Source organism: Pseudolabrys taiwanensis, from assembly GCF_003367395.1.
GTDB classification, from domain to species: Bacteria; Pseudomonadota; Alphaproteobacteria; order Rhizobiales; family Xanthobacteraceae; genus Pseudolabrys; species Pseudolabrys taiwanensis.
The window spans coordinates 4569384-4587438 of sequence record NZ_CP031417.1 but is presented as its reverse complement, the minus strand read 5'-3'; the positions used below and the strand labels follow the sequence as shown (position 1 = coordinate 4587438).

Genomic DNA, 18055 nt, shown 5'->3' with positions numbered 1-18055 from the left:
ACGGGGCTCCGTCGGTACGAATAATTCCGGTCCCACTGTCCGAACCAGCACTCAGTAGTAAAATAAAACTATTACCTGAAAATCTATAGGTAATATCGTATTTCACAGCGCATTACTGCTTAGTTTTGACATCCATCAATACAGTTTCCTGCACCCCTCAGTATTGATCATCCATTGTCCTTAACTGAGAGGGATCGCCAATGCGCAAAGTATCGAAGGCGGTCGCCGGCTGGTTCTCAATCGAATCCGAGCGCGGCGTCACCGCAATTGAGTACGGACTGATCGCATCGCTGGTCGCGCTGGCGATCATCGTCGGCATTACGTTGCTCGGCGTAAACTTGAACGCGCTGTTCACCTATATCGGCGGCAAGGTCAAGCCGCCAACCTAATGACGTTCGGACGCGTCGTCGCAGCGGCGGCGTCGCCCCGTTTTCACCGCGGAGATCACGATGCGAGAAGTATCGAAGGCGGTTGCCGGCTGGTTCTCAATCGAATCCGAGCGCGGCGTCACGGCAATTGAGTACGGATTGATCGCATCGTTGGTCGCGTTGGCGATCATCGTCGGCATCACGTTGCTCGGCGTAAACTTGAACGCACTGTTCAACTACATCGGCGGCAAGGTCGCCCCGCCGACCTGACCACTAGAGCTACAGGGCCACGACAGCGGCACGAGGAGAGGAGGCGACCATGAGTATTCTTCTCGTCCGCGCGGTGTTGTGGCCGATCGTTCTTGTCTTATTGTCGGTCGCCGCGGTGCAGGACGTTCGCGCCCGGATCATTCCGAACAGGCTCGTGCTGGCGGTCGCTGCGGTCGGCCTGGTCGCCGCCGCGGTGGAGAGGCCGGCCGCGCTCTGGCTCAGCCTGCTGTTCGCGTTTCTGCTGCTTGGCGGCCTCGGTGTGCTGACGCACTACGATGTGCTCGGCGCCGGCGACGCCAAGATGATCGCCGCCGTCACGCTGATGACGCCCCCAGAGCGCAGCGCGGTGGTGCTGTTTGCCATCGCCATGGCCGGCGGCGTGCTCAGCCTCGGCTACTTGATCGCATACCATACGCTCAAGCGGAGAAACGCCACCACCGGCACCACCGCTTTGGCCCGCTGGCGACGTAACGAGCGCGCCCGCATCGCCACCGGCCAATCCGTTCCATACGCCGTCGCAATCCTGGGCGGGGCGGTCGCTTATTACATCAGCGAGATTCAGCGATGTCTTTCCGTAACATCCTGCTCGCCCTAGGCGTGCTGTCGCTCGTCGGCGGGCTGGCTCTGTCCATTCTTTGGATGGGCCAGATCGGTACCGCGCCGCCGCCTGAAGGGCCTCCGCCGCGTCAAGCCGTGCTCGTCGCCACGCATGCCGTCGCTGCCGGTACCTTGCTACGCCGAGAGGATATGCGGTGGCGCGAAACGGCCGCCGGTGACATCCATCCCGGCAACCTCCTGCGCGGCCAAGTAGCCGAAGCTGACTTCGCCGGCGCGATCGCGCGCCGCGACTTCGCTGCAGACGAGCCGCTGATCGCCTCCGAACTGGTGCGGCCGAACGAGCGCCAATTCCTCGCCGCCGCGCTTAAGCCCGGCATGCGCGCGGTGTCGATCGCGGTCGATGCGCCGCAGAGCGCGGCCGGCCTTATTCTGCCCGGCGATCAGGTCGACGTGATCCTCACTCAGACCTTTGCCGATACCGCCGCCGATCCCAATGTGCGTTCGGTCGCGGAGACGGTGTTGCGCGATGTGCGCGTCATTGCCATCGACCAGGCCCTGTCCGGCCCGGGCCAACCGGCGACTGCCCCGGCGCGGGGCCTTGCCGCCACCGAGCCGCGTTTGCCACGGACCGTGACGTTCGAAGTCACCGAGAAAGAGGCGGAGCGCCTGATCGTCGCGGCGCAGCTCGGCCGCCTGCAGCTATCCGTGCGCTCGCTTGAGATCGCACCATCGCCACCCGTCGCAGTTGCCAGGCGCGAAGCCGCGCCGACCTGGGCGGCCGACGTGTCGCCCGCCCTCAATGAACTCACGCGACGCAAGCCGCCGGGCGCCGCCACCGCCGGTGTCGAAAGCGCCGTCCGCCGTCCCCCGCCCGATCAGGGTATGCCATGACCGACACACTCACCATTCCCACCACAGCCGCTCGCCCAGGCGCCACGACCGTGCAGGTCTTCGTTCCGGACACGGAGACGGCGGCCACCATCCGCCAGGCGCTCGGCAGCCTCGGTGTCGCGGATGCCGAGTTCGTCTCCGGCAACGCCGTGTCCGCGACCGAACGCCTGTCGCGCCAACCTTCGCCGCGCCTCCTCATCGTCGATGTCAGCGGCCTGGACAATCCGGCCGATGCGATCGATGCGCTGGCCGAGGTGTGCGAGCCGAACACCGGCGTGATCGTCGTCGGCGACCGCAACGACATCGTGCTTTATCGCGAACTCAAGCAGGCCGGCGTCTTCGAGTACTTCTTCAAACCGGTGGTCGGCACGCTGGTGACGCGCGCCTGCAGCGCCGTGCTCACCGGCAATTTGGAAGCGCAGGCGCCGGCGCGCACCGGGAAGGTGGTGTTCGTGCTCGGCGTCCGCGGCGGCGTCGGCGCCACAACCATCGCCGTCAACACCGCTTGGTATCTCGCCGAAGCGCGGCAGCGCTGGGTCATGCTGGTCGACCTCGACATGCAAGGTGGCGACGCGGCGCTGCAGCTCGACGTATCGCCAAGCCACGCCTTGCGCGAAGCGCTCGAACACCCCGAACGCGTCGACAAGCTGTTTCTCGAACGCGCGGCGATCCACATCGACCACCGCATCGACCTCCTCGCCTCGCTGGAATCCATCGCCGATCCGGTCGATGTGCAGGAGGCCGCCTTCCGCTCCCTGCTCGACAAGCTGCTCAACCGCTATCGCTTCATATTCATCGATCTGCCGCCCACCGTGGCGGCGCTGCTCTTACCGGCCCTGCAGATGCCGAGCACCTGCGTGCTGGTGAGCAACGCCTCGCTCGCATGCGCGCGCGACATGGCGCGCTGGCGCGAATGGATCGGACCGAACACACCCGACCGCTCGACGGTCCACGTCCTCAACCAGCACGGCGCCCCCGGCAGCCTGCCCGACGCCGAGTTCGCGCGCGCGGCGGGACGGCCCGCCGACATCGTCATCCCCTACGACAAGGAGATCAGCACCGCCAACATGCTCGGCATCAAAGGCGCGCAGCAGAGCATGGCGCTCAAGCGCGGCCTCGCACCCTTGCTGCGTCATCTATCCGGCGAACAAGTCGCGCCGTCGCGACCGCTGTTGCGCCGCCTGTTCGGTTAGCCATGTTCCAGTTCGGCAGAAAGTCCGACCAGAAATCGGAGGCTCCGGCGCCGCCGCCACCGCTGACGGCCGCGGCCGAGGTCGCGCCCGAGGAAGCCGCTCGCCCGACGTCGGCGGGAGACCTCATCCGCGACCAGGTCTTCCAGCGCATCGAACCGGCCGTCGCCGTGCGGCTCGGCAAGGCCGACTTGACCTTGCGCGTCGACGAACTGGTGGCGACGATCGCCAACGAGCAACGGCTGTTGCTCAACCAGATCGAACAACACGCTCTCGCCGCCTCGATCGTCGACGAGATGATCGGCCTCGGCGCGCTCGAACCGCTGCTGCGCGATCCGACCGTCACCGACATCCTCGTCAACGGGCCGCGCATGACCTATGTCGAGCGGCGCGGCAAGCTCGACCTCACCTCGCTGCAATTCCGCAACGACGCACACGTGTTGCACGTCGCGCAACGTATCGCCTCCTCGGTCGGTCGCCGCGTCGACGAGTCGAGCCCGATGCTCGACGCGCGTCTTGCCGACGGCAGCCGCGTCAACGTCATTATCCCGCCGCTGAGCCTGAAGGGACCTTGCATCTCGATCCGCAAGTTTTCGAGGACGATGATGGACCTCGCCAAATTCGTTCAGATCGGCACCATGTCCGGTGAGCTTGCCCACGCGCTGGAAATCATGGCGCATTGCCGCCTCAACATCCTCATTTCGGGCGGCACCGGTTCGGGCAAGACCACGCTGATGAACGCGCTCTCGCGCGTGATCGATCCCGGCGAGCGCATCATCACTATTGAAGACGCCGCCGAGCTGCAATTGCAGCAGCCGCACGTTATCCAACTCGAGACGCGCCCGCCCAATGTCGAAGGCCGTGGCCAAGTCTCGCAGCGCGACCTGGTGCGCAACGCGTTGCGGATGCGGCCCGACCGCATCATCGTCGGCGAAGTCCGCGGCTCCGAGGCCTTCGACATGATGCAGGCCATGAACACCGGCCATAACGGCTCGATGTCCACGATCCACTCCAATTCGGCTCGCGACGCGCTGGCCCGCATCGAGAATATGGTTCTGATGGCCAACATCGCCATCCCGATGCGCGCGATCCGGGCGCAGATCGCCAGCGCGATCGACGTCGTGATCCACACCGAGCGCATGCGCGACGGCGTGCGCCGCGTGACCGAAGTGCTGCAGATCGCCGGCATGGAGGAAGACATCATCTCCCTCGGCACGCTGTTCACCTACAAATACCAGGGCGAGAACATCGACGGCACGTTGCGCGGCAGCTTCGAACCGACGCGCGTGCGGCCGCGCTTCCTGCCGCGGCTCGATTACTTCGGCCTCGGCGCAGCGTTTCTCCAGACGCTCGGCCTGCCCGAACCGGAAGCGAGCTGACCATGCTCGTGTTCGCGCTCGCCATGGTCCTGCTGTTCGTCGTCAGCGGCGCAGCACTGGTGGCGGCGCTGATCCTCAGTCGGCGCGAACGGCTCGAGCTCGAGCGCCGCGTCGGTCTCGCTGCAGCCGCAACCGGCGCAGCCCCGCAACGAATGGACCTGCTGCGCGCGGCACGATCGCCGCGATTCGACACGCGGATGCGCCGCGCCTTCGTCGGCAGCCGGCCGATATGGGGCATGAAGGCCAGCGGCGCCCGCCTTCTGATAATGGCAGCGATCGCCGGCGGCGTGGTCCTGTTGATCGCTTATGCTGGTTTCCACTGGCCGCTGTGGCTGGTTGTGCCGTTGGTGCTGGTCGCCGCCTTTGTGCTGCCGCGCGTCATACTGCTGCGCCAGCAAAAGCAAGCCGACCAGCAGTTTACCGATCTGTTCCCGGATGCCGTCGTCGCCATCGCCCGCATGCTGCGGGCTGGCCTACCGATCACCACCGCCGTCCGCGCGGTCAGCCAAGAATCGCCGGCGCCGGTCAACACCGTATTCGCGACCATCTCCAACCAGATCGAGATCGGCACCCCGCTCGAAGTTGCGCTGGATGCGAGCAGCCGGCAGATCGGTCTCGCCGACTTCCGCTTCTTTACGATGGCCATCGTGATGCAGCACCTCACCGGCGGCAACCTCGCCGCGACGTTGGAAGTGCTTGCCGACATTATCCGCCGCCGCCGCGCGGTGCGCTTGAAGGCGCGCGCCACCACCGCCGAGATCCGTGTCTCCGCCTATGTGCTGGCGGCATTGCCTTTCCTCATCGTCGGCGCACTCCTTATCATCCAGCCCGGCTATCTCTCACCGCTGTTCAGCGATCCGCGCGGTCATATCATTCTGGCCTTGGCGGCCGCAGGCCTTGCCTTCGGCGGACTGACGATGCGGCAAATGATGCGCAGCGTGACGCAATTATGAGAGTCGTGTGATGTCAGCGCTCTTCTCAAATTTGGTATCGACGCTGCCAGCCCTGCTGGCGGCGCTGGCCCTGGCGGCCGGCGGCGCGCTGCTCATCGCGTCGGCGCTGCGAACGCGCGACGAAGCCTTGGCGCGCCGCGTCGCCATGGTCGAGCCACGCGGGACCAAGTTTACGCGGCGCGGCGCCCCGACCGGCACCGCCGAGTCCTTATTCCGACTGCCGGAAGGCGCCCTCTCCGCGGCCTCGCAGCGCGAGGTCGGCCGCATGTTCTCCGGCCTCGGCCTATCGCCGGCACGGGCTTTGACCGCCTTTACTATGATGCGGCTCGTCGTCGTCGCCGTGCTCGGGATCGGCACCTTCCTCTGGCTGCGCGGCTTCGGCGCCTTCGCCAACACGCCATTGCTGCCGGTCCTGCTCGCCGCGATGGTGGCCATCGGCGGCTGGTTCCTACCGATGACGATCGTCAGCTACCGGCTCAAGCAGCGCACCAAGGCGGTCCGCTCCGGCCTGCCGGATGCGCTCGAATTGCTGGTCGTTTGCGTTGAAGCCGGCTTGTCGCTCGAGGATGGCCTCGACCGCGTCGTCACCGAGCTCAAGCGCTCGCAGCCCGCGCTTGCCGACGAACTCAATCTAACGCTCGCCGACCTGCGCATCCTACCGAGCCGCGATCAGGCGCTGGCCAACCTTGCCGAGCGCGTCGATGTCCCGAGCGTGCGCTCGGTGGTCACCACTCTGGCACAGACGCTGCGCTACGGCACGCCACTGGTGCAGGCTTTGCGCGTGACATCCGCCGAGTTGCGCAACGATTCGCTGATCGAGCTCGAGGAGCGCGCCAACCGCCTGCCGGCCTATCTGACTTTGCCGGTCATCGTGTTTCTGATGCCAACCATCTTCCTGATCGTCGGCGGCCCCGCGGCGTTGCGTCTGATCGATGTTTTTATGCATCGATGACGGTGTTCGTCCTGCCTGCCACCGCCACACCCGCTGCCGCATTTACCGCGGCTCAACCTCCGACCGGATTGATCGGATAGCAGCTGGTCGCACTCAACGTGAGCGTTCCCAATGGGGTCGCTCCCACCAGCGCCGGTATCGCGAACACGAAGTCGTAGGTGCCGACGACCTGAACGCCACAGGCCGACGTAGTGACGGTGAAGGCCGACGTCGCGACATTCATGCCCCACGCTTCGGCAACCGCACGCGCCTGAATCTGTGCCGTGGTGCCGCAGTCGATGGTGTTGATCGCGCCACAACGTGCTGCAGCTTCGACGGCACGGTTGAGCGTGGTGTAGTTCCACAGCAGACGGCTGACATCGATGATGCCGATAATGAAAAGCAGCAACATGGGTAGGATTAGCCCGTATTCGATCGCCGCTGCCCCCCGCTGGGCTCGGAACCACGGCCTGCGGTGTCCGATCCTCATGATCAATTCAACCGGATGACTGAGGTGGCGGTGAACGTCGTCGGCAATGACAGGCCGGGATACGGCAGGATGGTCGAGTGACCGAGGGACGCATTGACCTGGACGTAGAGCCCTGGCGAGTTGCCATTGCCGCACTTCGTGCTGCTCGACGCCACAGTGGTGATGCCACCTTCGCTCGGACAACCCCAGAACTGGGTCGGCGCCGGCGTTGCCGTAAGGCCGGTGGTCGCGGTCGCATTGGTCACAGCCGTCGAGATGCCGGCCGAACTCCACCCGTTCTGCCCGGCATAAAGCGCGCCAGCCTCCGCGGCGACGTAGACCTGCATGCCCTCGTAGATCGCAAAGCCCAGTTCCACCGCGCCCATGAGCACCGTTAGCAGGAAAGGAATAGCAAGACCGAACTCCAACGCGGCCGTGCCGCGTTGGCCCCGCGTCGGGCCGGCAATGCCGCGCCTGATACCGCGCATGCGCCCTCCCTATTCGACCAATTGCACGGCGCCGCCGGCGGTCATCTGCACGGCACCGGTACCGCCGCAAACATTCTTGAGATTGGCGTTGTTCTGCAGTTGCACGATGCGCGCGATCAACTGGCCGCAGACTGGCGTGTTGATCGTCGCGTTGTTGCTGAGCAGCAACGTCTGGTTCGGAAAATAAATCGCGCCCGTGAGATTGATGATCGCATTGTTGCTGAAAGTCTGCGTCACCGATGACGATGCGGTGCGAATGCTTGCAAACGCAACGCCAGCGGTCGCGCCGGTGGTGGGCGCGGCGAGGTTCAAGGTGACGTTGTTGCCTATATTGATCGCATAATTGCCGTTGACCACGATGGTAACGCCGGACGTCGCATTCACGGTAACGCTGTTGCTGAGATTGAGACGGCTGTCGATGTAGTAAACGCCGGCTGCGAAATTGAGTGTACCTCCGTTGGTGTAATTGAGACCGCTGCTGTAGCGACCGGGCTGCAGATTGCAGGTGGTGCAGCCGGTCGGCTGCGTCCTCGACGTGGCGCCGGAGGCGCTGAGCGTCAGCGACGCATATGGATCACTGACGGCCGAGGCGCCGGACTTCGGATACGGCGACGTCTGGTAATAGAGATGAGCGTTGTTCGCGACCGAGTAGCGTCCGACCACCGACACGGGCCCATAGATCGCTGCGTTGTTGTCCAAGATCAGCGCTGTGCTGCTACGCGAATTGACGGCAACGCCGCAGGTTTTGCTCGCCACCACGCCGTTGTTGAGAATGCGCACCGTGGCCGATGCTGAAGTATCGAGGCCAAGGACGCAGAACTGACCACTGTCGCCCGGTATCGCCACCGCCCGCGCGCCGACACTGAACAAGCCGTTTTGAAACAGGCTGACGAGACTCAAGGTTTGCGATTGGCTGACGACAACTTCGACCGCATTGGTGTTGGTCGTATAATTGCCGGTGAGGGGCGGGTTGTTGACGGTAACGTTGACGCCGCCGACGCCGTTGACATAGCCGACCTCGGCGGTGGCGGCACGCGCTTCCAGGCCGAAATCGGCCGGATAGCCGGCCTGTTTGGCCACCGCCGCGCTGAAAGCCGCCGCATCGGCCGCGGCCTGCATCTGGCGATGCTTGTAGATCACGAAGGTGATCTCGACACCGAGCGCCACCATGCCGAGGATGACCGTCGCGGCGAGCGCCAGTTGAATCGCCACGCTGCCGTCCTCGCGACGGCCGATACCGCGCCACACGGTAGGCCACAGACGCCGCATCGCCCGCGCTCAGCTCCGATTCCGTAAACCGATGCAGACGCTTATGCGCCATTGCCGCAACCGCGCGATTGACCTCCGTCAAACGCTCCATCCGCCGCGGCCGAAACGGCGCCGCCGCGCCACGCACAACCGCCGGTAAAAAGTGTGGAGCAATGGAAAAAATGTCGCCGGTAGTATGTCTGTGCTAGCGCATCCCGCGCATCCGCCTGAATAATCGCCGTCGACGTTTCCAAGGGGAGATACGGAAGCGGAGTAAGCGAGCTCCACGTCGACGGTGGCCGATTGTCACACGCGGCAGAAACCGCGAAAGCGCGAACCGACACGGTCTAAGGAATGGCGTTCATCTCGCTTCGTTGCGTTTGGGGGAGCGGGGCATGTTTGGTGTGTCGCGTCGTATCGTTCGCGGGGGTGTTCGGCTTGCCGCCGTCCTGGCTCTGACGGCCAGCACGCAAGCGGCCGAGACGGTGGCGCCGCGCGGCCGCGCTCAGGGGTCCGCGCTCATCACCGTCGAGGAAGCCGTCACGCGCCACGTGGCCGTGCCGCAAAACAAATCCCGCACCATCCGCTTCGAGCAGCCCTTCGCGCAGACGGTGATCGGCTCGCCGGAAATCGCCGATGTGCTCGCGCTTTCGGACAGGGTCATCTACATCCAGGCCAAGAAGATCGGCACCACCAACATCTCGGCGTTCGACGCCGACAAGCGGCTGATGGCCGTGCTGGACATCGAAGTGACGGTCGACACGGAAGCGCTCGCCGCGCAGATCCGCAACTCGACCGGCACCGGCGGCATCCGCGTCGCCTCGTCGAACGGCCAGATCGTGTTGACCGGCGAAGCGCGCGATGCGCTCAGCGCCGACCGCGCCATGCAGATCGCGCGCGCCACCACGCCCAATCTTGCCGTCGTCAATGCGATGCGCGTGGCGGCCTCGCAGCAGGTGATGCTGAAGGTGCGTTTCCTCGAGATCACCCGCACCGCCGAACGCGACCTCGGCGTCAACTGGTACGTCGCCAACGGCGCCGGCAACCGCGGCTTCAACACAGGCCTCGGCGTGCCGAGCCAGGTCGGGCAGAGCCCGGCCGCGACGCCCGGCGGCATCCCGCTGTTCCAGGCGTTGAGCACCTTCGCCAGCGGCACGAGCGCCGCGCCCTTCGGCGTCGCGCTGGCCAATCTCGTCAACTCCAACAGCGCCCGCGTCGACCTGATGATCTCCGCCATGGAGGAGAAGGGCCTCATCCGCCGTCTCGCCGAGCCGGACCTCGTGGCGCTGTCCGGCGACACCGCGGCGTTCCTCGCCGGCGGCGAAGTGCCGATCCCGGTGGTGCAGCCTTCGGCCGGTTCGACGCCACTCATCACCGTCGAATACAAGCCGTTCGGCGTGCAACTCACCTTCATGCCGACCGTCACGACCGCCGGCATCATCAACCTGCGGCTCACCCCGTCGGTCAGCGAGCTCGACTACAACAACGCCGTGATCGTCTCGGGCTTCCGCATCCCGGCGCTGACCAAGCGCGAAGCGCGCACGACCATCGAATTGCGCGACGGCCAGAGCTTCGCCATCGCCGGCCTGCTGCAGAACGAAGGCCTGCGCAACCTGGCGCAGGTGCCGTGGGCCGGTTCTGTGCCGGTGCTCGGCGCGCTGTTCCGCTCGACCTCCTACCAGCAGAACGAGACCGACCTCGTCGTCATCGTCACGCCGCAACTGGTGCAGCCCGCGGCGCCCGGGCAACGGCTCGCGACGCCGATGGACGGCAGCCTGAGCGGCAACGATGTCGACCTGTTCCTGCTCGGCCAGAGCGAGGTGCGCAAGAAGCAGCCGGAGCCGATCGCGGTCGGCGCCTCGTTCCGTGGTCCGTCCGGCTACATCATGCCGGGGGATGCCAAGTGAGGACCGCCAAGTGAGGACAACCATGCGCAGGTCAGCGATAGGGATGCTCGGTGTCGGCCTCGCCCTCGGCTTGAGCGCGGGCGCGCAAGCCGGTGACGTCTTCCACTACGATTTCGCCGCGCCTTATCTGCAGCGCTCGGACAAGATCTTCGCCGGCGCCGGCGATGCGAAGGACGTGAACGCGGCCACCCATGTCATCGACCCGTGGCCGCGATACGTCGGCAACCGGCGCATTCCCGCCAACGGCGAGCGCATGGTCGGCGCGATCGAACGCTACCGCGACATCCGCCGCCTGCCGCTCGCGCCGCAACCGATCCTGCCGATCGAGATCAGCACCAGCGGCTTCTCCAGCAGCAACGCCAACCCGGGCGGCGGCGCCGGCGCGGCCGCGAGCACGACGACAGGGCGCTGATCGGGGTTCAGGGGGCGGACGTCGCAGGACGATATGAGGGCGCGAACACGGTCACCATTCAAGCGCGGCGTCGCTGCGCTCGTCGTCGCGCTTGCGCTCGCCGGCTGCCAGACCACGGGCCCCGAATTCATCACGCCCGAAACGCCGCTCGAGATCGAGCCATCGCCGCCGCCAGTGGCCGAGCCGATCGATTTCACGAACGTGTTGCCCACGGAGACTTTCCGCCTCGGCCTGCAGCACTTCAAGCGCGGCGAATACGGTCTCGCCGAGCGCTACTTCCGCGCCACTGTGGAGAAAGACCCGAGCAATGTCGAAGCGTGGATCGGGCTCGCCGGCGCCTACGATCACATCCGCCGTTTCGAGCTCGCCGACCGCGCCTACGCGGCCGCCATCAACATTGCGGGCGAGACGGAGCAGATCCTCAACAACCAAAGCCAGTCCTACATGCTGCGCAGCGACTTCCGCACCGCGCGCGCCAAGCTGCGCAAGGCGTTGCGCCTCGATCCCGGCAATCCGACCGTGATCAACAACATCCGCATCCTCGACGCCAACGATCCGGCGCTCGCGAAGCGACGCTAGCGGCCCACTTTGGGGAAGGAACACCGCGCCCGTCATCCGGCACAGCGCCTGTCATCCCGGGCGAGTGAAGCGAGACCCGGGATCCAGTACGCCGCAGCCTATCGACAGGGCACAGCGTACTGGATGCCCGCTTGCGCGGGCATGACAAGAGAATATGCAATTCACGGCGTGGGCGAACGGCGCACAGGCTTCGTCGCCGTAATCTTGGCCTCCACCTTCTTGTTCACCTTCTTCGGCGGCGGCGCCTCGGCGCGGCTGTTGCTGGCGACGCCGTTGCGCCGCGGCGCGGCGGGATTGCTGCCCGTCGGCGGCGCGATCGAACGAACCGCAGAGGGCGCAGGCGGCGCAGCAGCGACAGGCTTGCCGGCGAGGCGATCGGCGATCCAAGGCTGATAGGCCGAGACGCGCGTATAGACGCCGTATTTGTTCGGCTGGCCGCAGCCCTCGCCCCAGCTCACGACGCCGGCCTGATAGAAACCGGTGCCGTTGTTGACCACCAGCGGCCCACCGGAGTCGCCCTGGCAGGAATCCTTGCCGCCGGCGCGAAAGCCAGCACACAACATTCCCTCGGTAATACTGCCGCCATAGGCGCCCGGCGCGTTGCAGGTCTCGTTCGACACGATCTCGACGCCGACACGGCGCAACACGTTCTGCACATCACCGCCGTCGCCGGTCAGGCCCCAGCCGATCGCCGTCGCGTTCCGCCCGGGGCCGGCAAGACGCTCCGCCTCGGCGGCGGTGAGCAGCCGCACCGGTGCGATGGTGGCGCGCTGCGCCAGATGCAGCAACGCGATGTCGTTCTCCTGCGTGGCCTCGTCGTACTTCTCGTGCACGACGATGCGGTCCACCGGATAGAGCCGGCCGCCGGACGACAGCAGGTTGCTGCCGCCATAGACCTGAATGTTCGACGCCGTTTCGGGCTTGGCGCAATGCGCGGCCGTCAGCACCCAATCCGGCGCGATGAACGAGCCGCCGCAGAAGTGGCCGTCGCGCGGATTGGACCGGCGCACGCTGATCGAGGCCATGAACGGATAGGCGTTGGCCGGCGCGGGCTCGCCACCCATGATGCGCGGCTGCACCGCCAACACGCGCGTCTTGTTTTGCAGATATTGCAGCGCGTCGCGCATCACGATCGGCGTGCCGTCCTCCGCGGCGGCGGTCTGCGGATAGAGCGAGCGCGGCCCGAGTTGCAGCGGCTGCGGCGGCGCGACAGGCATGAGAGCCGAACGCGTTTGCGTCTGAACGGGCATCACGGCGCCGAGGCGCGGCACCGTCGGCGCCGTCAGCGGCAAGGCGGGCGTCTGCGCCACCTGCGGCTTGATTTGCCGCGGCGGCTGCGGCTTGCCGGCGAGGCGATCCTGAATCCACGGATACACCGAAGCGACGCGGGTATAGACACCGAACTTGTTGGGCCGGACGCAGCCCTCGCCCCAGCTGACGATACCGGCCTGCACATAGCTGCCCTGCCCGTCGCCGACCATCAGCGGCGCCCCGCCGTCGCCCTGGCACGAGTCCTTGCCGCCCTCGGGAAAGCCGGCGCACATCATGCCGTCCTTGATGACACCGGCATAAGAGGCGATGCCATTGCAGGTCTGGTTGCTGAAGATCTGCGTCGAAAGACGCCGTAACGCGTTCTGCACCTCGGTGCCTTCTGAAGTCAGACCCCAGCCGACGACGGTGCCGATGGCGCCAGTCGGCGCCAGCCGCTCGACATTGGCTGGCGTCAGCAAAGGCATCGTTCTGCCCTTGAACGGCGTGGCGAGATGCAGCAGGGCAACGTCGTTCTCCAGCGAGTCGTCGTCGAATTTTTCATGGATGACAACGCGGTCCACTGCGTAGACCGTTCCGCCAGTCTCCAGATTGTTGCTGCCGCCATACACCTGAATCTGAGGCGCCGAGTCGGCATTGATGCAATGCGCGGCGGTCAGCACCCAGTTGGGCGCAATGAACGTGCCGCCGCAGAAATGGCCGGCGCGCGGCTCGACGCCTTTCAGGCCGACCGACGCGGCCCACGGGTCGACGCCGGCCGGCGCCAGCTCGCCGCCCATGATACGCGGCTTCACCGCAAGGAGGCGCGTGCCGATGGCAATACTCTGAATCGCATCGCGCATCGCCAGCGTCGTGTTGCTGTGGTTCGATTGGACGACCACCGGCGGATAGATCAGGCGCGGACCGAACTGCTGTTCGTACTGCGCATGCGCCGGCGCCGCCGCGACAGCGGCCATCGCCACCAGCGCGGCGGCGAGACCGCGCGCACTATTGCGCGGCCGTGCGTGCGCCGGTGACACCATTGATCCAATCCCGATACTTGGTGACATTGACGTAGACGCCCGGGTAGCGCCTCAGCGTGCAGCCCGCGCCCCAGCTGACGATGCCGACCAATGTCGGCACGCCGCGTTCGTCGTAGATGAAAGCTGGCCCGCCGCTGTCGCCCTGGCAGGAATCCGCGGCGCCAAGCCCGCCGCAGAACATCTTGTCGGTGACGGCGCCACCATAGGCTTCGTTGCACTTGGCGTTGCCGACCACCGGCACGATCGCCAGCAGCAGATTGCCGGAAATCGGGCTGCCGACGCTGAAGGACGCGCTGCCCCAGCCGACGATCAGCATGCGATCGCCGTCGCGAATACCAACCGCGGCCAGCGCATCGGAGGCGATGAGGGCCGGCGTACCCGGCAGCGGCTCGGCGAATTGCAGCAAAGCGAGATCGTTTTCCGGCACGCCCTGCGCCGTGATCCGATAGTCCGGATGAACAACGATACGGGCGACCGGCTTTGAGACGCCGTCTCGGTACAACACGTTGGTGCCGAACAAAACCTGCAACTGCGTGGGAGAAAGCGGCGCGATCTGCGTCCGGCTGTCCGTGCCGCTGGCTTCGGCGACGCAATGCGCCGCCGTCAGCACCCATGTCGGGGCGACAAGCACGCCGCCGCAGAAATGGCCGCGCTGCTGCGGCACGCCGGCGACGCCGATCGATACGACATTGTCCTGCGCGCGATCCGGCATCACGCTGGCCGTTCCCAGAAAGACCTGCTGTGGCTCACCCGCCTTAAGAGACTCGAGACGCTGCTGATAGAGCCGCTGCACATTGGGCAGCGAGCGCAGGATGCCGTCCTGGGTTTGCGCGCGCGCAGCCGGAACGAACGCGAACCAGATCGCCGCGGCCAACAAACCTTGCTTGACGGGGTGCATCATTTGCCGGGCCCACCATTGGCCGCAATGGCGCTTTTGATCCACGGCACGAAGTGCTGAACGTCGAGATAGGCGTTCATCTTGTCCACGGCAGGCGGACACACCGCCGGCCACGACACCATGCCGCCGAGGTAACGCTCTCCCCGCAGATCGCGCAGGATCATGGGCCCGCCGCCGAAACGGTAACAAACGTCATGATGCGCGGCGAGCGAGGACGCGCAGAACACACCGGCGCCTTTGAGCCTGGGGAAGTTGCCGGCGGAAAAGCAGGCGTCGCCGCGCACGGCGACCTGCAGCAGTTGCTGCACCTCGCCCTTTTGCCGCGACAGCAGTTCGAGGTTGGTGACGCCCCAGCCTACCACGTGGCCGATGTCGCCCCGCCGGGTGATCGGCGACGGGCCCTCCAGCTTGAGCGGCGGACCGAAGCTTTGGCCTTTGGTGTCGATCTTCAACAGCGCGATGTCGTTCTTCAGCGTGCGGGCATCGTATTGCGGATGCGGCACGATCTTGCTGACCGCGATCTTCGGCCCGGGAAGCGACAGCCGCGTCGTGTTGAAAAGCACGAAGACTTCCGGATCGACCGGCCAGCGGCGCACCCAGGTGAAGGTGCAATGCGCCGCGGTGACCACCCATTGCGGCGCGATCAACGTACCGGCACAGACATAACCCTCCTGCGGCGGCCGCTGGTTTTCGACGATCGCCACCAGAAACGGAAAGGTGCGCTCCGGCACGATATCGAGCAGTTGCTCCGGCGGCGCGCCTTCGTCTGGGCCGAGCGGCGTTGTGACACGGCCGTCGTGATTGGTGCCGTTGTGGTCGCGCGTGCCGTCCGAATTCGGCCGCAACGCCGAGTTCGGCGGAAACACCGACGGCGCCTTGAAGGTCTCGTTGAGATTGCGAATGATGTCTTCTTCGCGTGTGATCGCCAGCGCGCGCTCGGCCGTCGCGAGCAACGGCGCGAGAAGCGCGATCGTGATCAGCGCGCGTTTCATCGCTGTCGCGTCCGCTTGCTGTTGACGGTCGCGCCGCGCCGGACGCGCTTCTCGGCGGTCGCGGCAGGTGCTGCTTCCGGCTGCGCGCCCGGAGCGGAAGTCGTGGTCTCTGGCGCAGCTGGCGGCGGCGCGCCGCTCGGCTGGGCACCGCCATTGGTGGCGATGGCGGCTTCGCTGATGCCTTTGTAACGGATAAGCTTATAGCCGTTCAGTTCGCTCGGCCGGTAGATGCGCTCGCACACGCCTTCGCACTGATAGCGCGTCGAGGCTTCGAGGACGGTGAAGGCGGTGGCGGCCCCTTCGGCATAGCCCGTGAACAGGCGGATGTGGCGCTGCGGCCAGTCGAAGGCGTCGCCGGGCTTGAGCGCTTCGAGATTGTCGATATCGGCGGCGACATCGAGCAGGCCGGAAGTGCCGCGCTTCTCGATGCCCCAGACCCGCGACACGAAACCGGAGCAATCGACGCCGGCGGAGTCCGCGAAGACGCAGTAATTGTATTCGGCCTGCCGGCAGGTGCACATGTTGCCAGCGAGCGCGCCCCATTCGGAGCGGGTGCGGAAGGTCTGCGGCGTGTCGTCGCCGCCCCAGCGGTACGGCATCGGCCCGATGGTGGTGCCGATCATCTCGCGGGTGAAGTGGCGCGGCCGCAGCCAGATATAGGAACTGCCCGGCGCACAGCGGTTCTCTATGCCGGGGCGCTCGAAGTTCTCGCGCTGCATCACCCAGTTGACGGTGAGATAGGCGCGCGCGTTCTCCAGCACCTTGGCGCGCGCGATCGGCGGCGACGGCGGCACCACGACCTCGACATGATCGCTGCCGTCATTGAACGGCGTCGAGGTGTCGCCCTGCACCGTCGTGTCGACGGGAATTTCCCGCAGCTTGCGGGACAGGCTGCGCAACTCGCTGTCGTTGAGGCGACGGTTGCCGGCGCGCGGCGGCGCGACGAAATCGTATTCGTCGATCCTGACGCCGTCCTCGGTCGGCCGCAGCACGCGGGCGCGGCCCGCGCCGGTGACGGCGACGATGTTGCGCGACACGAGCTCGAAGTTGTCGAGCGGCACATAGACGACACCGTTAAGGCGGCCCTCCCGGTCGAAGCGCTGCACGAACACGCGCACCGTCAGCGCCGGCTTGACGGCGGTGATCTCCTCGCTGACGACGAAGCGGTTGTCGCTTGTGCCGGGAGAGATTTCGTAGGCCTGCGCCAATTGGCCGCCGGCCAACGCGCGCACCGTGAGCGGATGCGTGCCGTTCTGCCGCTCGTCGTTGACGATCAGTTCCTGCGCCGAGCGCCGCTGCAGACGCCGGCGCCGGATTTCGGCATCCGAACCGTTGGGCGTGCTCTGCAGCATAGTCGTCGCCGCCGGATCGATGTTGCGTTGGATCGTGATCTGCGTGCGGTGCGAGAAATCGATCAGGCGGATCGCCGTCGGCTGGCCGATGATGTCCTCGGTGTCGAAACCGCTCGGAAACTTGGCGCGGCCGACGATACGGCCATCGTCGTCGAAGAACACCAGCGTGCCGTCGAGCGAATCGCGCGCCGCCATCAGGTCGTCGCGAATCCACATGAACTGGCTCGGCACCTGGCCGATCTGCTCGGGCGCGGTGCGGATCATGTTGAGCGTCGAGGGAACCGGCACCGCCGACACAGGCGGGGGAATGCGCGGGCGCGTGGCCGGCGCTGTTGGCGCCTGTACCACTGCCGGCATTGGCGCCGCGGGCGGCATTTGCGCGGGAGACGGCGGTCCCTGCGGAGCCACCTGCGGCATTGGCGGCACATCCGCCTGATCCGTTCGCGGCGTTGCCACCGGCTGGGATTGTTCGAAGCGCGTGCCTGGGGCCGGCGATGTTTCCGCGGCGGGTTGCGCGGCTGACGCGGGCGACGTCCGCACCGGCGTCTTCGGCCTGGCCTCGCCGCGCACCGGCTTCTTGACCTCGCGGGTCACCCGCGCCGGCTTCTTGCGCTCGGCCTTCTTTTTCTCCAGCGCGGTCTGCTTCTTCAGCTCAGCCGTCGTGCGATCCCGCGACGCCGTCTGCGCCGATGCCACGGCACCGCCGATCAGCACGAGGCCGATCAGCGCATACGCCAGGGGCCGCCCACGCCGCCGCATCACACGCCATCCCGGTAGTACTTGTATACTTCGGATACACAATCCGAACTATAACAACCGGGAGATGCGGACCAATCGGAGGCCGCCGTTAAGCTTACGCCCTAACGTTAAGAGAGCTGG

Annotated in this window: 18 protein-coding genes; 11 read left to right on the top strand and 7 right to left on the bottom strand. The window is 66.1% G+C overall.

Annotated elements, in window-relative coordinates; genetic code table 11:
• The first annotated feature begins 200 nt into the window (after window positions 1–200).
• From DW352_RS21850 to DW352_RS21815, 8 genes are read left to right on the top strand one after another with little or no spacing between them, the layout of a single operon-like run.
• Window positions 201–389, top strand: a complete 189-nt coding sequence (locus DW352_RS21850) for a Flp family type IVb pilin (RefSeq protein WP_115693310.1) — start codon at window positions 201–203, stop codon at window positions 387–389.
• Between the two features lie 60 nt (window positions 390–449).
• Window positions 450–638: a Flp family type IVb pilin gene (locus DW352_RS21845; protein WP_115693309.1), complete on the top strand. Its 189-nt coding sequence runs from the start codon at window positions 450–452 to the stop codon at window positions 636–638.
• 49 nt (window positions 639–687) lie between these two features.
• Window positions 688–1233: an A24 family peptidase gene (locus DW352_RS21840; protein ID WP_115693308.1), complete on the top strand. Its 546-nt coding sequence runs from the start codon at window positions 688–690 to the stop codon at window positions 1231–1233.
• Window positions 1203–2087, top strand: a complete 885-nt coding sequence (gene cpaB, locus DW352_RS21835; protein ID WP_115693307.1) for a Flp pilus assembly protein CpaB — start codon at window positions 1203–1205, stop codon at window positions 2085–2087. The genes DW352_RS21840 and cpaB overlap by 31 nt, the downstream gene beginning before the upstream one ends.
• On the top strand, window positions 2084–3280 hold the full coding sequence (locus tag DW352_RS21830) for a CpaE/TadZ family protein (RefSeq protein ID WP_115693306.1): 1197 nt from the start codon (window positions 2084–2086) through the stop codon (window positions 3278–3280). The genes cpaB and DW352_RS21830 overlap by 4 nt, the downstream gene beginning before the upstream one ends.
• Window positions 3281–3282: 2 nt before the next feature.
• Complete coding sequence (locus DW352_RS21825; protein ID WP_115693305.1) at window positions 3283–4656, top strand: TadA family conjugal transfer-associated ATPase; 1374 nt, start codon at window positions 3283–3285, stop codon at window positions 4654–4656.
• 8 nt (window positions 4657–4664) lie between these two features.
• Window positions 4665–5609 carry a type II secretion system F family protein gene (locus DW352_RS21820; RefSeq protein ID WP_245434213.1) on the top strand — a complete coding sequence of 315 codons (945 nt, stop codon included), beginning with the start codon at window positions 4665–4667 and terminating at the stop codon, window positions 5607–5609.
• A gap of 10 nt (window positions 5610–5619) precedes the next feature.
• Entirely contained in the window at window positions 5620–6561 is a 942-nt protein-coding gene (locus tag DW352_RS21815; RefSeq protein ID WP_115693303.1) for a type II secretion system F family protein, read from the top strand.
• A gap of 52 nt (window positions 6562–6613) precedes the next feature.
• Here the strand turns inward: DW352_RS21815 and DW352_RS21810 are convergent, their stop codons facing one another.
• From DW352_RS21810 to DW352_RS21800, 3 genes are all read right to left on the bottom strand, one after another.
• Window positions 6614–6952, bottom strand: a complete 339-nt coding sequence (locus DW352_RS21810) for a TadE/TadG family type IV pilus assembly protein (RefSeq protein WP_245434212.1) — start codon at window positions 6950–6952, stop codon at window positions 6614–6616.
• Window positions 6953–7032: 80 nt separating this feature from the next.
• A complete protein-coding gene (locus DW352_RS21805; protein ID WP_115693301.1) occupies window positions 7033–7497 on the bottom strand; it encodes a TadE/TadG family type IV pilus assembly protein in 465 nt (154 codons plus the stop codon).
• A 9-nt stretch (window positions 7498–7506) separates the two neighbouring features.
• The gene (locus DW352_RS21800) at window positions 7507–8709 is read right to left on the bottom strand and encodes a DUF7305 domain-containing protein (protein WP_162827119.1); all 1203 of its coding nucleotides are present in this window, start codon (window positions 8707–8709) and stop codon (window positions 7507–7509) included.
• 431 nt (window positions 8710–9140) lie between these two features.
• Here DW352_RS21800 and DW352_RS21795 point away from each other — a divergent pair, with 431 nt between their 5' ends.
• The 3 genes from DW352_RS21795 to DW352_RS21785 are packed head-to-tail and all read left to right on the top strand — an operon-like array spanning window position 9141 to window position 11643.
• Window positions 9141–10652 carry a type II and III secretion system protein family protein gene (locus tag DW352_RS21795; protein ID WP_115693299.1) on the top strand — a complete coding sequence of 504 codons (1512 nt, stop codon included), beginning with the start codon at window positions 9141–9143 and terminating at the stop codon, window positions 10650–10652.
• A 22-nt stretch (window positions 10653–10674) separates the two neighbouring features.
• Window positions 10675–11064, top strand: a complete 390-nt coding sequence (locus tag DW352_RS21790) for a hypothetical protein (protein ID WP_162827118.1) — start codon at window positions 10675–10677, stop codon at window positions 11062–11064.
• 33 nt (window positions 11065–11097) lie between these two features.
• Window positions 11098–11643 carry a tetratricopeptide repeat protein gene (locus DW352_RS21785; protein WP_115693297.1) on the top strand — a complete coding sequence of 182 codons (546 nt, stop codon included), beginning with the start codon at window positions 11098–11100 and terminating at the stop codon, window positions 11641–11643.
• 161 nt (window positions 11644–11804) lie between these two features.
• On the opposite strand, the gene DW352_RS21780 is transcribed toward DW352_RS21785, so the two are convergent.
• Genes DW352_RS21780 through DW352_RS21765 form a run of 4 tightly spaced genes read right to left on the bottom strand, consistent with a single transcriptional unit; the run spans window position 11805 to window position 17935 of the window.
• Window positions 11805–13934, bottom strand: coding sequence for a serine protease (locus DW352_RS21780; protein WP_162827117.1), 2130 nt, complete (start codon window positions 13932–13934; stop codon window positions 11805–11807).
• Window positions 13900–14835, bottom strand: a complete 936-nt coding sequence (locus tag DW352_RS21775) for a S1 family peptidase (RefSeq protein WP_115693295.1) — start codon at window positions 14833–14835, stop codon at window positions 13900–13902. The genes DW352_RS21780 and DW352_RS21775 overlap by 35 nt, the downstream gene beginning before the upstream one ends.
• On the bottom strand, window positions 14832–15824 hold the full coding sequence (locus DW352_RS21770) for a S1 family peptidase (RefSeq protein WP_115693294.1): 993 nt from the start codon (window positions 15822–15824) through the stop codon (window positions 14832–14834). The genes DW352_RS21775 and DW352_RS21770 overlap by 4 nt, the downstream gene beginning before the upstream one ends.
• Window positions 15821–17935 carry a hypothetical protein gene (locus DW352_RS21765; RefSeq protein ID WP_115693293.1) on the bottom strand — a complete coding sequence of 705 codons (2115 nt, stop codon included), beginning with the start codon at window positions 17933–17935 and terminating at the stop codon, window positions 15821–15823. The genes DW352_RS21770 and DW352_RS21765 overlap by 4 nt, the downstream gene beginning before the upstream one ends.
• Between the last annotated feature and the right edge of the window lie 120 nt (window positions 17936–18055).